Genomic DNA, 14,045 nt, shown 5'->3' with positions numbered 1-14,045 from the left:
GCGGGGCGCTTAGGCACAGTCAAGCGGGCGCGCGCGGCCCCTCGGTCCTCAGCGAACTTGCGGTGGCGGCGGATTACCCGACAAATCGCTAGTTGCGCGGGCGGCGCTGGCGGCCGAACGGTTTCTCTGCGGATTCGCGGGCGATTGAGCAGCCACCTCCGGTCCCAGCACCGGCGCGAGCGTCTGCGGGCGTTCGCCCATCAGCAACAGGTACGGTCCCGAGACGACGTACGCCGTCGCCAGCACGAAGAACGTAAACTGCGGCATCGCGAACAGGAACGCCAGCGCGAGCAGCATCACGACCAGCAATTCGACCGGCGCGCGGGCGCGCAGGTTGACGGTCTTGAAGCTGGGGTAGGGCACCCGCGAGATCATCAGGGACGCGAGCGCTATCGTGAGCGGCGCCATCACGGTCACCAGCGCGCGCGGCGACTCGAATTCGAAGTAGCTGTAGGCGAGCACGCTGCCCGCGATCATCGCCGCGGCGCCCGGCACCGGCAGCCCGACGAAGCGGCGCTTGTCGGTGCTGGCGGTCTGCACGTTGAAACGCGCGAGCCTGAGCGCGGCGCAGATCACGAACATCCCGGCGATCACCACGCCCCACGCGCCGAGCAATTTGAGCGACCAGCAATAGGCGATTCCCGCCGGCGCCACGCCGAAGGCGACCACGTCGGAGAGGCTGTCGTACTCGACGCCGAAGTGGCTCGAAGTGCGCGAGAGCCGCGCCACGCGGCCATCGAGCCCGTCGCAGACGAAGGCGATGAGGATCATCACGGCCGCCAGCTCGAAGTGCGAATTGATCGCCGAGACCAGGCCGAAGAAGCCCGAGAGCAGGCCGAGCGACGTGATGGTGGCGGGCGCAAGGAAAACCCCGCGGCGGAGCGGCGCGACCACGCGCCGCTGCTGTTCCTTCAAACGGCCCGATATAAGCCGCATCCGCGCCTGTGCGCTGGGATTCTGTCTTTCCCGTCGGCTCATTGGAGCAACTCTCCGATTATACTCTCTCCGGCACGCACCCGTTCTCCTATGTTAACCACTATCCGGTAGTCCCGCGGGATGAAATGATCGACGCGACTACCGAACATTATAAGTCCAATTCGCTCGCCACAGCGAACCATATCGTGCGGGTGCAGACGGCAAACGATGCGCCGCGCCAGGTAACCTGCGATTTGTGCAATCGCATGTTGGCGGCCCCGTGCGTCGGTCATAACGACGAGATTGCGCTCGTTGTGCTCGCTAGCGTGGTCGCGAAAGGCGGCGTTAAACGCCCCGGGCGTATGGCGTACGCTCGTGACCTCGCCGCCGACGGGAGCGCGGTTGACGTGCACGTTGAGTGGCGACATGAAGACCGACACGCGATGGTAGCGTTCATCGCTGCCGGCGCCGGGCAGCGGCATCTCCGTCACGTCGCTCACCGTGCCGTCGGCGCCCGAGAACACCAGGCGTTCCGAGGCGGTGGCGGGCGAGCGCTCGGGGTCGCGGAAGAAAGCGGCGATTGCGAGGCCGCACACGATCGCCACCGCGCCGGCGCCGTTCCATCCGAGAATCAGCGCCAGCGTGCCCGCGGCGAGCACCACGGAGGCCATCGTGACGCCCTCGGGTGCGATTCCCACTGCGCCGCCCACGCGCCGGGTCAAAGCACCGGCCCGCACATCCATCGCTGTCCGTCCGCTGTCCGTCCGCCGTCCGTCAGATTCCGGGCCGCGTTCAGTTCTTGGCCTTATCGACCAGGCGGTCGCTCGCGAGCCACGGCATGAAGGAGCGCAGCTTGTGTCCGACCTCTTCGAGCGGATGCTTTTCCGCCTCCTTGCGGAGCTCGCGGAAATGCGGCAAACCGGCTCGGTACTCGGCGATCCATTCGTTGGCGAACTTGCCCGACTGGATATCGCCGAGCAGCTCCTTCATCGCCTGGCGCGAGGCCGGTCCGACCACGCGCTTGCCGCGCGTCATGTCGCCGTACTCGGCGGTGTTGCTGATCGAGTAGCGCATGTTGGCGATGCCGCCCTCGTAGATGAGGTCGACGATGAGCTTCACTTCGTGCACGCACTCGAAGTAAGCCATCTCCGGCGCGTAACCGGCCGCGACCAGGGTTTCGTAACCGGCGCGGATCAGCTCGGTCAGCCCGCCGCACAGCACCGATTGTTCGCCGAACAGATCAGTTTCGGTCTCTTCGCGAAAGCTGGTCTCGATAATCGCCGCGCGGCCGCCGCCGATCGCCGATCCGTACGCGAGTCCGATCCGCTTGGTGTCGCCCGAAGGATCCTGCTCGACCGCGAGCAGGCAGGGCACGCCGCGTCCCTTGACGTACTCGGAGCGCACGAGATGGCCGGGGCCCTTGGGCGCGATCATGAAAACGTTGACGCCGGGCGCGGGCTTGATGAACTTGAAATGGATGTTGAAGCCGTGGCCGAAAGCGAGGTACTTGCCCGGCGTGAGATGGGGGGCGACTTCGGCCTCGTAAATCTCCGATCCCATCTCGTCCGGCACGAGCATCATCACGATGTCGGAGCGGCGTGCGGCCTCGGCGGTCTCGAAGACTGCCAGGCCTTGCTTGGCGGCCTTGTCCCACGACGGGCTGCCCTTGCGCAGCCCCACGCATACCTCCATCCCGCTGTCGCGCAGATTGAGCGCATGGGCATGGCCCTGGCTGCCGAAGCCCAGGATGGCGATTTTGTGAGGGCGCAGACAGCTGAGGTCGGCGTCGCGATCGTAATGGACCTGCATGGGGAAGTTCTCCTGAATAAATTCGCGCTTTAGTTGGAAAAGCCGGCCTCGCCGCAGCGAGGAGCCGGAAATGCGGCGGCTAGCCGACCTCGCGGGCGCCGGCGGTGCGATGGCCGCCGCCTTCGAGCTGCACCGCGCGGACCATAGCGATTTTGCCCGAGCGTACGATCTCCTTGATGCCCAGCGGACGGACCAGCGCGATAAACGCCTTTATCTTGTCGGCATCCCCGGTCACTTCCACGGTTACCGCGCGCGGACCGATGTCGATCACGTGGGCGCGAAAGGCGCCGACGATCGAATCGAGTTCGGCCCGCGTGCGCTCGTCCACCGAGACCTTGACCATCACCATTTCGCGATCGATGGTGCTGGTGTCCTTGAAGTCGGTGACCTTGATCACGGAGACCAGCTTGTTGAGCTGCTTGTTGATCTGTTCGAGAACCTGGTCGTCGCCGGTCGCCACCAGCACAATGCGCGAGACGGTGGGATCCAGCGGGTCCTCGTTGACGGTGAGCGACTCGATATTGAAGCCGCGGCTCGAGAACAGGCCGGCGACACGCGCGAGCACGCCGAACTCGTTCTCGACCAGTACGGATATCGTATGACTTGGCATCAGTTGGGGTTTCGGCCCGGAGCGCTGGATGCGCGTCGCGGGCCTAGCGCGCCTCGTCTTCGTGCTGATGGCGATGGAGCAACGCCATGATGCGGTCCTTGGAGGCGAGCTTCAGCTTCTGGATGCGCTTCTTTTCGATTTCTTCTTCGGCGGTGAGGTAGTGCTTGAGGCGTAAAGATTCGAGCTGGCGTTTCAGCTCCGCGTGTTCCTCATACAGCATCCTAAGTTCTTCGTCGCTGGTCACGTACTGATGAATCAATTCTTCTTCCTTCTGCTCCATTGCCCGTCACTCCCGAGGTTAGAGGATCAACCTTGAAAATTGCCTCCGCCGACCTCACGTACAGCGGTTCCAGAGCGAACGCGTTATCCGCTTCTTCCGCCACCATCCGCGCGGCGCCTATCGCCGCCACGGCCCGGCCTCGCAGGCGCAATCCGCTGACTCCCAGGCACGCCGCTCGTCCGCCGCGGCGCACAACCAAAGCACAGGCCTCTTCGGCCTTTGCATCGCCGACCAACAGAACGTCGGTGCCAAGATGGGGAGCCAGATCTTCGAGCGCGACCACGAAGTCATCTGACAACTTTTCTAACCCATTGCCACTTGTCCGGTAAAGGGCAGCATAGACCTCGCCTTTGCGAGCGTCCAGCACCGAACAGATGAGCCCCTGGTCCGGCTTAGCGGGGATTTCGGCGAGCGCCGTCAGAGCTAGCGTGTCGAGACTCGGTATCCCGAGCAGCGCGCATCCGGTCGCAAGCTTGAGACCTTTGGCGTAGCTGAGCCCGATGCGCAGGCCCGTGAACGATCCCGGGCCGATTCCAACCGCGACGGCGCTCAGCTCGCGGGGCGTGAGGCCGGCGCACGTGAGCAGTCCGCCGACCGCCCAAGGCAACTCCGCGCCATGCGAAGCGACCGAGTGCGACGCTTCGGCGAGTACTCTTCCGCCTGCTATCAGCGCCAGATCGGCACGCGGTCCGCCCGTCTCGATTCCCAGCACCGGCCCGGCGCCGGCGCCGGCCGCCAATGCGGCGTCAACTGTGCATAATATGCGAGATGTCATTAACGATGACGAAAGTCATCAGCGCCACCAGCAGCAGCAGCCCGATCTGCATTGCGAATTCGCGATGACGCAGCTGCAGCGGTTTGCCGCGCAAGCCTTCAATGAGGAAAAAGAACAGATGCCCGCCGTCGAGCAGCGGCACGGGCAGCAGGTTGATGATGCCCAGTTCCAGGCTCAGCATCACGGTAAAGCCGGCCACGTCGGCGAAGCCCTGCTTGGCCTCCTTGCCGGCCATCTTGGCGATCATGATCGGTCCGCCCAGCGCCTGGCGCGCCGGCGTCGTGCCGTTGATGATCATCACGATGCCCATCACCAACCGTCCGCTGAGCTGCGCGGTCGATATCACGCTTTCATAGGAGGCCTTGATCGGTCCGTAGCGCTTCGTGCCCTCGTCCCCACGCGGCAGGACCCCGATGATCCAGACCGGGGCTTTGTTGCCGAAGCCAGTGTCTTCCTTTTCGCGGACCGGCTTGACCGTCAGCGACATCTGGCTGGGCGAGGCGTTCGCCAGCGGGCGCACGAAGTCGATCTTGAGCGCGCCGCCATTGCCCGACTTGATCGCGTCGGAAAGGTCGGCCCAGTTCTCGACCTTTTTTCCGTCCACCGCCACAATCTGGTCGCCCTTGCGCAGGCCCGCCGCGTACGCCGGCATCCCCTGCTTGATCTCGCCGAGTATCGGTCTCACGTACGGGACGCCGTACATGAACACGACCGTCATCAGGACGGGCGCGAACAGGATGTTCGCAAGCGGCCCTGCGAGAACGATCTTGATCCGGGTGCCAAGGCCCTGGGTCGGAAAGGCCTGAGCGCGATAGCTCTGCAGCAGTCTCGTCGGACGGCTTTCGGCCAGGGCCTTGATAGCTCCGTCAACCGAACTGCGGGTTTCGATCTCGGCGAGCAGCAATTCCTCGCCTGGCCGCAAATCGCGCCCCAATATTGCCTGGGCCTCGGCCGACGTCGCGGCGCCGCGCGCGGCGGGTGCGAGCCGATGGGCCAGTGCGACAATCGCCTGGGACGGGTCGATGCCCGGAGAAGCCGCATTGCCATGCGCGCGTGCCGCCTCGAGCAGGTCGAGTTGCAGCTCCTTGACGTATCCTTCGAGCGTCTCGGTGGTAGGTTCCTCGGCGACTTCGTCACCGAGCATTTTCACGTAACCGCCAAGCGGCGTCGCGCTGAACGCGTATTCGGTCTCGCCACGGCGGATACCGAAAAGCTTCGGCGGATAGCCGACGGAATATCGGAGCACGCGGACGCCCGATCGCTTGGCCATCAGGAAGTGACCGGTCTCGTGCACGATGATCAGGACGGCGAAAATTATCACCGCGGAGAGAATTGATGTGATCATGGTTTCCGATGGACGCTCGTGGAATTAGGCTGGATGGCCGCAGTCATCGCCCCCAATAATAGGCCAAAGTCACCGCGAAAACTATGCTGCAAGTGCGATCCAGCAGGCCGCCATGTCCTGGAAAAATCCATCCAGAATCCTTGACTCCGGCGCTGCGTTTGAGCGCCGAGCCGGCCAGGTCGCCCAATTGCGCCAGTATGCCGATGACCGCGGAAAATACCACGGTTTGCCCCACGCCCCATCCGGGCACCAGTGGTAGGCGAAGCAGGAGTCCAGCCACCACACATAGTGCTAACCCCCCGATCGCCCCCTCCACGGTCTTTTTCGGGCTCACTCGGGGGGCGAGCCTGGTCCGGCCTATCGATAAGCCGGTGAAGTAGGCTCCCGTATCGCTGGCGATCACGAGCAGAAGAACTAGAACAATCGCCGCGATACCGTCAGGACGATTTCTAAGAAGGGCGAAATACGGAAATAACGCTCCTACATAGAGCGCTCCAAGGAGCGTCAACTCCGTCCCGGGCGCCCTGGCCGCGGCGTCTGCGGTGCCCCGTCCGACGCGTACGATCAGCGCGAGCATCGCGAGAATCACGCCGAGTGGGATGAACCATAGACGCGCGGGCGCCCATCCGAGCAGCGCGGCCGGCCCGCCGCCCGCCAGCATCAGGATGGCGATCGCGCCCGCGCTGTGCGCCCCGGTCATCGCGGCCACTTCGTAGAGTCCGACCACAATCAGCACAGCCACGAAAGCTGCGAACCATGGCGCAGGCGCGAAGAGCACCACCGCGAGCAGGGTGGGCAGCGCCACCAGCGCGGTCCAGACCCTAGTTCGCAGCACGCAGTCGGTGGTTGGCGGAGCCGGCGTCGACCGCGCCGAAGCGGCGCTCGCGGAGCTGATAGGCGGCGAGCGCACGGAGAAACTCGCGCTCGCGGAAGTCGGGCCACAAGGTGTTGGTGAAATACAGTTCCGTATAGGCGAGCTGGTAGAGGAAGAAATTCGATATCCGCAGTTCGCCCGACGTGCGGATGAGCAGATCGGGGTCGGGCAGATCGGCGCTTGCGAGCCGGCTTGCGACGGCCTGCTCGTCGACTTCCTCGGGGCGCAGCCGTCCCGCCGCGACCTCCTCGGCGATTCGGCGGGCGGCAGCGGTTACGTCCTGGCGCCCGCCATAGGAAAGCGCGAGCGCGACCGTCATCGAACGGTTTGCGGCGGTCGCGGCGATCATCGAGTCGAGCGCGCGCCTGACCGGCGTCGGCAGCCGCTCGAGGTTGCCGAGCGCCACCACCTTGATGTCGCGTTTCATCAGGCGCTTGGTCTCGGTGCGGAGATAGCGATGGAACAGCTCCATCAAAAATCGCACCTCGGTGCCGGGCCGCTGCCAGTTCTCGTTGGAGAACACGAAAAGCGTGAGGCAGCGGATGCCGATCTCGCGCGCCGCCTCGACCACGGCGCGCACCGAGTCCTTGCCGCGGCGATGGCCCTCGGAACGCGAGAGCCCGTGCTGGCGAGCCCATCTGCCGTTGCCGTCCATCACGATCGCGACGTGACGCGGCAGCCGCTCGCGTTCCAGCGAAAGGTTCGGAAATTCGTCCAGTGGGAGTGAAGAAGCCACGAACCGGATAAGCCGCGCCGCCGCCTCCCGCCTTGCGCGGGACGCCGTCGGGACGATTCAGACCTCCATTATCTCCGCTTCCTTGGCCGCAAGGATCTTGTCGATCTTCTCGGTGTGCTCGGTGGTATGCTGCTGCACTTTGGCCTCGCCCGCGCGCAACGTGTCGTCATCGAGCTTCTTGTCCTTGTGCATCTTCTTGAGCTTGTCGTTGGCGTCGCGGCGATGATTGCGGACCGAGACCCGGAATTCCTCCGCCGTCTTGTGGACGTGGCGGACCAGTTCCTTGCGCCGCTGCTCGGTCAGTTCGGGAATCGGCACGCGGATAATCTTGCCGTCATTGATCGGGGTCAGGCCGAGGTCGGAGGCCTGGATGGACTTTTCGATTTCGTGCAGCGATCCCTTGTCGTAAGGCGTGATCACCAGGAGGCGCGGCTCGGGAGCGGCAAGCCCTGCAAGTTGGCGCAGCGGAGTGCGGGCGCCATAGTAATTGACGTGCAAGCCCTCGAGCAGCGCGGTCGACGCGCGACCGGTGCGCACGCGGGCAAGTTCATGGCGGAAGGCGACGACGGCTTCTTCCATCTCGAGCCGCGCCATCTCGATCACGTCGTCAGGCTTTTCCTCAGCAGCCACTTTCTACCCAGGTCCCGATCGGCTCTCCCATCACGGCCCTTCTTATATTACCCGTCTCGCGCAAATTGAAAACGATGATCGGCAGGTTGTTGTCTTTGCACATCGAGATCGCGGTGAGGTCCATCACCCGCAGGTTCCGTTCGAGCACCTCGAGGTAGGTCAGGCGGTCAAAACGCTTGGCTCCAGGTTCGCGCAGCGGATCGCGGTCGTATACGCCGTCGACGTGATGGCTCGCCTTGAGGATGACCTCGGCGCCGATTTCCAGCGCGCGCAGGCTCGCCGCCGTATCCGTGGTGAAGTAGGGGTTGCCGGTGCCGGCGGCGAAGATCACCACCCGGCCCTTTTCGAGGTGGCGCACGGCCCGCCGGCGGATGTACGGTTCGCACACCGCCTGCATCGCGATTGCCGACAGCACCCGGGTCGTCACGCCCGCCCGCTCCAGCGCGTCCTGGAAGGCGAGGGCGTTGATCACGGTGCCGAGCATGCCCATTTGGTCGGCGCTCGAGCGGTCCATCCCGCGGGCCTCGTATTCGCTGCCGCGCAGGATGTTGCCCGCTCCGATGACCATCGAGAGTTGGACGCCGAGCTCGGAAACTTCCTTGATTTCACGGGCGAATGCGGCGAGCGTGTCGAGGTCGATGCCGGCGCCGTGCGCGGGCGCAAGCGCCTGCCCGGAGAGCTTGAGCATCACGCGCCGGAAGCGGGGCTTGCTCGCCGCGCCGCTTGCCGCCTCGCTCATCGCTCCGATTGCCTCCCTGGGATACGGATCGTCAGGCGCTCGCGGCGGCGTTGCCGTCGCGCAATTCACCGAGTTGAAAACGGACGAAGCGGCGAATTTCGATCTTTTCGCCCATCTTAGCCACGTATTCGCCCAGAAGTTCTCCGATCGTGCGATTGGGGTCGCGTACCCAGGCCTGCTCGTTGAGGCAGATGTCGCGGTAGAATTTTTCCAGCTTGCCGTCGACGATTTTCTTGACCACCGCCTCGGGCTTGTCCGCGGATTGGGCGGCGTAAATTTGCCGCTCCTGCTCGATAACGTCGGCGGGGACTTCCTCGCGGCTGACGTAACGCGGGTTGGCTGCCGCCACCTGCATCCCGATCTCCTTTACCAGCTGCTGGAATTCCGGCGTCTTAGCCACGAAGTCGCTCTCGCAGTTGACCTCGACCAGCACGCCGAGCTTGCCGCCGGCGTGGATGTAAGCCCCGATCGAGCCCTCCGAGGCGAGTCGCCCGGCGCGCTTAGCGGCCTGCGCGATGCCGCGCTCGCGCAGCCACACGATGGCCTTTTCCAGGTCGCCGCTGGCCTCGGCCAGCGCCTTCTTGCAATCCATTACGCCGGCGCCGGTTTTTTCGCGCAGGTCCCTGACGATATTTGCGTTGATGTCCATGCTCTGGGTTTCTTATTCCGCTTCGAGAAAGCTTCGGGTCCGCCGGTCCGCTCCGAGCGGCGCTTGCCCGCGGTCCGCAAAAAAATGCCTAGACACTCTGGCTCGGCGGCTCGGGATTCTCGCTCTCCTCGGCGCTCGCTCCCAGGTCCTGGTCGCCCTTCTGACGTTCCTCGGCGATCCGTTTGCCCTCCAGCACCGCGTCGGCGATGGCCGCGCTGAAGAGCTTGATCGCGCGGATCGCGTCGTCGTTGCCCGGGATGCGGTAAGCGATGAGGTCGGGATCGCAGTTGGTGTCGACCACGGCGACCACCGGGATGCCGAGCCGCTTGGCCTCGGCCACCGCGATGTCTTCCTTCTTGGTGTCGATCACCCACAGCGCGTCGGGCAGCTTGCGCATGTTCTTGATTCCGGCAAGCGTCGCCATCAGCTTTCCGTGCTCGTGCGCGTTCTCGCTCATCTCCTTCTTGGTGAGCGCCTGGATCATCTCGGGGTCGGCCATTATCTCTTCGAGCTTTTTGAGCCGCTCGATCGACTGCCGGATAGTCTGGAAGTTGGTCAGCATCCCGCCGAGCCACCGGTTGTGCACGTAATACATGCCGCAGCGCTCGGCCTCTTCGCGCACGATGTCCTGGGCCTGCTTCTTGGTGCCGACGAACAGGACGGTGCCGCCCTGGGCGGCGAGGTCGCGCACGAAGTCAAAGGCGTCGCGGAACATGCGGACGGTCTGCTGGAGGTCGATGATGTAGATGCCGTTGCGGGCGCCGAAGATGTACGGCTTCATCTTCGGGTTCCAGCGGCTGGTCTGGTGGCCGAAGTGGACTCCGGCTTCCAGAAGCTGTTTCATGCTGATTTCGGTCATAAGTCCTCTGTTAATGCCTGCCCCCTCCGGCGGCCTTGCGAGCGACACCATTAATTATCAAGCCGCGCGGGCAGTTCCTAGCGCGCAGGCCCCTTCTAGCCGTTCATCGATTCGAGGAATTCTTCGTTGGTTTTCGACCCCTGCATCTTGTCCAGCAGGAACTCCATCGATTCGACCGCGTTAAGCTGCGACAGCAGTTTGCGCAGGATCCACACCCGGTTGAGCGTGCTCCGCGGCAGCAGCAGTTCTTCCTTGCGGGTCGAGGAGCGCTGAATATCGATGGTCGGGAAGATGCGCTTTTCGAGCAGCCGGCGGTCAAGGCCGATCTGCTGGTTGCCGGTGCCCTTGAACTCCTCGAAGATGACCTCGTCCATCCGGCTGCCCGTGTCGACCAGCGCGGTCGCGATGATGGTCAGCGAGCCGCCATCCTCGGTATTGCGCGCCGCGCCGAAGAACTTCTTGGGCTTGTGCAGCGCGTTGGAATCCACGCCGCCCGAAAGGATCTTGCCCGAGGGCGGCACCACGGTGTTGTAGGCCCGGGCGAGACGCGTGATCGAGTCGAGCAGGATCACTACGTCGCGCCCGTGTTCCACCAGACGGCGCGCCTTCTCGATTACCATCTCGGCCACCTGCACGTGGCGGGTGGCGGGCTCGTCGAAAGTCGAGCTCACGACCTCGCCCTGCACCGAGCGCAGCATGTCGGTGACTTCCTCGGGGCGTTCGTCAACCAACAGCACGATCAGGACGATCTCCGGATGGTTGTGCGCGATCGCCTTGGCGATCGCCTGCAGCATCATGGTCTTGCCGGTGAACGGGGCCGCCACGATAAGTCCGCGCTGGCCCTTGCCGATCGGCGCGATCAAATCGATGATGCGGGTGGTGTAGTCCTCGTGATCGTACTCGAGCTTGATCCGCTCCTGCGGGTAGAGCGGCGTCAGGTTGTCGAACAGGATCTTGTCGCGGGCTTTCTCGGGTTCCTCGTAGTTGATCGATTCGACCTTGAGCAGCGCGAAATAACGCTCGCCTTCCTTGGGCGGGCGAATCAGGCCCGAGACGATATCGCCGGTGCGCAGATTGAACTTCCGGATCTGGCTCGGCGAGATGTAGATGTCGTCCGGGCCGGGCAGATAGTTGTAGTCGGGGGCACGCAGGAAGCCGAAGCCGTCGGGCAGAATTTCGAGTACGCCTTCGCCGAGGATCGAGCCGTTGCGCGAGGCCTGCGCCTGCAGGATGGAAAAGATCATCTCCTGCTTGCGCATGTTGGTCGCGCCGTCGATGTTGAATTCGCGCGCGATCTGCGCGAGCTCGGTGATCTTGGCGGCCTTGAGCACCTTGAGATTGAGGGCGCCGCCGTCGCTGATGATTCCGCCAAGGTGGCGCTCGGAGGCGCTGAGCGCCTGCGCACTGCTCACGCGATAGCCGCCGGCATTCCCGCCGGCCGATGCGCCGGCGGCGGCGTCGTCGTGGCTCACCTCTTCGTGGTCAAGCGCCGCGCCGTTAACTTCGCCGGGTCCGGCGGACGGCTGCGCGTGGCGCGTATGCATTGCGCTCCGGCCTTCGTCGCTCTGGCCCTGGCCTTGACCCTCGCCCCTGGCCCCCCTGCCCTTGCCCATATGCCTTGTCCGCAAATTACCTGACTCCAATCTGGCTACGAGTATCTAAATTAAGCGACAAAATCTGATGTTGCGATCCCCTTGAAGCGGCCCCTCAGCCGTTCGCGAGACCGCTACGATGCTTACGACCCCGAACGGAATACGAACCCGGTTCTTCCCAAGCCGGTCAAATGGATTGAGGCATTCGGTCGCGGTCGGGAAGCGACGCCCAATCTTCGGCGGGGCACTTGGCGGCTGCGGGCGATCCGGTAGTCCGACCTGCCCTCGATACAGTGCGCAGGTCCTTGGAACGAAGGTATCTGAGCCCCTTTGGGCTGTCAACGGGCTTTATGTTGATGCGCGCCGTTGATGCGGCGCTAAGGCCGAACGCGGCGCGGATTCGACAATATCGATCCAGCGTGCGAGCACGGGCCCGTCCGCCGCCACGCCGCGCGCGGCCAGAAAGACGGAAAAATCGCACGGCAACGGAGCGACGAATTCCAGCGCCGCGGCGGTGCGCGGATGGGCGATCTTGAGCGCCGTCGCGTGCAGGGCCTGGCGCTCGAATTCGTGCGCCGGCTGACAAGATGCCGCGTCTCTGGATTCTTTGAGCTGGGATTTTTTGGGTTGGGATTCCCTGGCAGGGCGGCCGCCGTAAAGCGGATCGCCGAGACAGGGATGACCTATGGACGCGAGATGTACGCGAATCTGATGCGTGCGGCCGGTGAGCGGCCGTACCCCCACGAGGGTTGCGCCGCCGCCTACGTCCGGCATCTGCGCGAGCACGCAGACGTAGCTCAAGGCCTCGCGGCCGTGGCGCGAATTCACCGACATGCGCTTGCGTTCGACCGGATGGCGTCCGACCGGGCGCGCGATCGAAAGGCGCTCGCGCGCGATCGCTCCGCGCACGACCGCGAGATAGATCTTGCCGACCGTGCGGTCCTTGAACTGGCGCGCCAGTTCCATCCGCGCAAACGGCGTCCGCGCGACCACCATCACGCCCGACGTGTCCTTGTCGAGCCGATGCACGATTCCCGGACGCATCACGCCGTCCGCCTCGCCCATCGCCGCCATCTCGGGAAAGCGCGCGAGCAACGCGTCGACCAGCGTGCCGCCCGGATGGCCGGGGGCGGGATGAACGGTCATCCCCGCCGGCTTGTTGACCACCACGATCTCGTCGTCGGCGTATATCACGTCGATCGCCGGCGCGCCGGCCTCGCGAGCCGTTGGCGCCGGCGCGATTGCCGTGGGGCTTTCGATTTCTATTCTGTCGCCGAGATGGACGGCGTCGGCGGCGCGCGCGGGGACGCCGTTCAGCCGCACCAGGCCGGCCTTGATCATGCGCGCGGCCTGCGCGCGCGAAAATTCCGCGCCGAGTTCGCCGGCGACGAAGACGTCGAGCCGCATCCGTCCGGGCGCCGAATCAACCGTAAGCAGGCGCGCAGTCACCGCGCAATTATAGCAGCCCCGCCGCGGCGATGGCGGCCCCTGAGCTCTGCGCGCGGTCCCGGAGTCCTGGAACGCGGTCTTGGAGTCCTGATTTTCTAGAGCGCGATCCTGGTGAGTCCTAGAGTCGATAGGGCGCGGGATGGGTTTTCTCGTAGGCGGCGATCTCTTTTTCGTGGGCGAGCGTCAGCCCCACGTCGTCGAGCCCCTCGATAAAGCATTTCTTGGGGAACGGATCGATCTCGAAATGCGCCGACCATCCGAACTTGTCGGAGACCGTCTGCGCCGGAAGATCGATAGTCAGCTCGTAGCCTTCGTGATGCTTGATTGCGACGAAGATCGCGTCGACCTCTTCGGGCTTCAGGATTATCGGCAGGAAGCCGTTCTTGAGCGCGTTGTTGCGGAAGATGTCGGCGAACGAAGTCGCGATCGCCGCCTTGAATCCGAAGTCGGCGAGCGCCCATACCGCGTGCTCGCGCGAGCTGCCGCATCCGAAATTGGCCCGCGCGACCAGGATCGTCGCGCCTTTGAAGCGCGGCTGGTCGAGCACGTAGCCCTTGTCGGGCTGATCGCGCCAGTCGAAGAAGAGACCCTTGCCGAGGCCGCTGCGCACCACGGCTTTTAAGAACTGCTTGGGAATTACCTGGTCAGTGTCGACGTTGGACCGGTCCATCGGAGCGACCAGTCCGGTGAAATTCCTGAACGGTTGCATCTCGCTCTCATCCTGGATGGAAGACTGCCGGCGCGGCGCGAAAACGCACCCGATGCCGGAGCCGATTCAATAGC

Annotated in this window: 16 protein-coding genes; all 16 read right to left on the bottom strand. The window is 64.4% G+C overall.

Going from position 1 to position 14,045, the window contains the following annotated elements; translation table 11 throughout:
- Positions 1–48: 48 nt before the first annotated feature.
- The gene (gene pssA / locus VMI09_08855; protein HTQ24793.1) at positions 49–978 is read right to left on the bottom strand and encodes a CDP-diacylglycerol--serine O-phosphatidyltransferase; all 930 of its coding nucleotides are present in this window, start codon (positions 976–978) and stop codon (positions 49–51) included.
- Complete coding sequence (locus VMI09_08850) at positions 975–1,658, bottom strand: phosphatidylserine decarboxylase (GenBank protein HTQ24792.1); 684 nt, start codon at positions 1,656–1,658, stop codon at positions 975–977. Before VMI09_08850 ends, pssA begins: the two co-directional genes overlap by 4 nt.
- A gap of 49 nt (positions 1,659–1,707) precedes the next feature.
- Complete coding sequence (ilvC, locus tag VMI09_08845) at positions 1,708–2,724, bottom strand: ketol-acid reductoisomerase (GenBank protein ID HTQ24791.1); 1,017 nt, start codon at positions 2,722–2,724, stop codon at positions 1,708–1,710.
- Between the two features lie 79 nt (positions 2,725–2,803).
- Entirely contained in the window at positions 2,804–3,334 is a 531-nt protein-coding gene (ilvN, locus tag VMI09_08840; GenBank protein ID HTQ24790.1) for an acetolactate synthase small subunit, read from the bottom strand.
- A gap of 43 nt (positions 3,335–3,377) precedes the next feature.
- On the bottom strand, positions 3,378–3,554 hold the full coding sequence (locus VMI09_08835; protein HTQ24789.1) for a hypothetical protein: 177 nt from the start codon (positions 3,552–3,554) through the stop codon (positions 3,378–3,380).
- Between the two features lies 1 nt (position 3,555).
- Positions 3,556–4,326 carry a tRNA (adenosine(37)-N6)-threonylcarbamoyltransferase complex dimerization subunit type 1 TsaB gene (tsaB, locus tag VMI09_08830; protein HTQ24788.1) on the bottom strand — a complete coding sequence of 257 codons (771 nt, stop codon included), beginning with the start codon at positions 4,324–4,326 and terminating at the stop codon, positions 3,556–3,558.
- 34 nt (positions 4,327–4,360) lie between these two features.
- Positions 4,361–5,734 (bottom strand): RIP metalloprotease RseP, encoded by a 1,374-nt coding sequence (gene rseP, locus VMI09_08825; protein ID HTQ24787.1) that lies wholly within the window; start codon positions 5,732–5,734, stop codon positions 4,361–4,363.
- Positions 5,735–5,777: 43 nt separating this feature from the next.
- A complete protein-coding gene (locus VMI09_08820; GenBank protein HTQ24786.1) occupies positions 5,778–6,569 on the bottom strand; it encodes a phosphatidate cytidylyltransferase in 792 nt (263 codons plus the stop codon).
- Complete coding sequence (locus VMI09_08815; GenBank protein ID HTQ24785.1) at positions 6,556–7,344, bottom strand: isoprenyl transferase; 789 nt, start codon at positions 7,342–7,344, stop codon at positions 6,556–6,558. The genes VMI09_08820 and VMI09_08815 overlap by 14 nt, the downstream gene beginning before the upstream one ends.
- A 57-nt stretch (positions 7,345–7,401) precedes the next feature.
- Complete coding sequence (frr, locus tag VMI09_08810) at positions 7,402–7,974, bottom strand: ribosome recycling factor (GenBank protein ID HTQ24784.1); 573 nt, start codon at positions 7,972–7,974, stop codon at positions 7,402–7,404.
- Positions 7,964–8,713 (bottom strand): UMP kinase, encoded by a 750-nt coding sequence (gene pyrH, locus VMI09_08805; GenBank protein ID HTQ24783.1) that lies wholly within the window; start codon positions 8,711–8,713, stop codon positions 7,964–7,966. The genes frr and pyrH overlap by 11 nt, the downstream gene beginning before the upstream one ends.
- Before the next feature lie 31 nt (positions 8,714–8,744).
- Positions 8,745–9,362 (bottom strand): translation elongation factor Ts, encoded by a 618-nt coding sequence (gene tsf / locus VMI09_08800; GenBank protein HTQ24782.1) that lies wholly within the window; start codon positions 9,360–9,362, stop codon positions 8,745–8,747.
- A gap of 88 nt (positions 9,363–9,450) precedes the next feature.
- Positions 9,451–10,206, bottom strand: a complete 756-nt coding sequence (gene rpsB, locus VMI09_08795) for a 30S ribosomal protein S2 (GenBank protein ID HTQ24781.1) — start codon at positions 10,204–10,206, stop codon at positions 9,451–9,453.
- Positions 10,207–10,316: 110 nt separating this feature from the next.
- Positions 10,317–11,834, bottom strand: a complete 1,518-nt coding sequence (gene rho / locus VMI09_08790) for a transcription termination factor Rho (GenBank protein HTQ24780.1) — start codon at positions 11,832–11,834, stop codon at positions 10,317–10,319.
- Between the two features lie 327 nt (positions 11,835–12,161).
- Entirely contained in the window at positions 12,162–13,262 is a 1,101-nt protein-coding gene (locus VMI09_08785; protein HTQ24779.1) for an RluA family pseudouridine synthase, read from the bottom strand.
- A 118-nt stretch (positions 13,263–13,380) separates the two neighbouring features.
- Complete coding sequence (gene leuD, locus VMI09_08780) at positions 13,381–13,971, bottom strand: 3-isopropylmalate dehydratase small subunit (protein ID HTQ24778.1); 591 nt, start codon at positions 13,969–13,971, stop codon at positions 13,381–13,383.
- Between the last annotated feature and the right edge of the window lie 74 nt (positions 13,972–14,045).

Source organism: Candidatus Binataceae bacterium (assembly GCA_035500095.1).
GTDB lineage: Bacteria > Desulfobacterota > Binatia > Binatales > Binataceae > JAKAVN01.
Note: the sequence above shows the minus strand (reverse complement) of the source record. Positions and strands in the feature narration are given on the sequence as shown.

Excerpts from the sequence above, each read along its gene's own strand:
- pssA (HTQ24793.1), bottom strand. The coding sequence starts at position 978 with ATGAGCCGACGGGAAAGACAGAATCCCAGCGCACAGGCGCGGATGCGG.
- VMI09_08850 (HTQ24792.1), bottom strand. The coding sequence starts at position 1,658 with ATGGATGTGCGGGCCGGTGCTTTGACCCGGCGCGTGGGCGGCGCAGTG.
- ilvC (HTQ24791.1), bottom strand. The coding sequence starts at position 2,724 with ATGCAGGTCCATTACGATCGCGACGCCGACCTCAGCTGTCTGCGCCCT.
- ilvN (HTQ24790.1), bottom strand. The coding sequence starts at position 3,334 with ATGCCAAGTCATACGATATCCGTACTGGTCGAGAACGAGTTCGGCGTG.
- VMI09_08835 (HTQ24789.1), bottom strand. The coding sequence starts at position 3,554 with ATGCTGTATGAGGAACACGCGGAGCTGAAACGCCAGCTCGAATCTTTA.
- rseP (HTQ24787.1), bottom strand. The coding sequence starts at position 5,734 with ATGATCACATCAATTCTCTCCGCGGTGATAATTTTCGCCGTCCTGATC.
- pyrH (HTQ24783.1), bottom strand. The coding sequence starts at position 8,713 with ATGAGCGAGGCGGCAAGCGGCGCGGCGAGCAAGCCCCGCTTCCGGCGC.
- tsf (HTQ24782.1), bottom strand. The coding sequence starts at position 9,362 with ATGGACATCAACGCAAATATCGTCAGGGACCTGCGCGAAAAAACCGGC.
- rpsB (HTQ24781.1), bottom strand. The coding sequence starts at position 10,206 with ATGAAACAGCTTCTGGAAGCCGGAGTCCACTTCGGCCACCAGACCAGC.
- rho (HTQ24780.1), bottom strand. The coding sequence starts at position 11,834 with ATGGGCAAGGGCAGGGGGGCCAGGGGCGAGGGTCAAGGCCAGGGCCAG.
- leuD (HTQ24778.1), bottom strand. The coding sequence starts at position 13,971 with ATGCAACCGTTCAGGAATTTCACCGGACTGGTCGCTCCGATGGACCGG.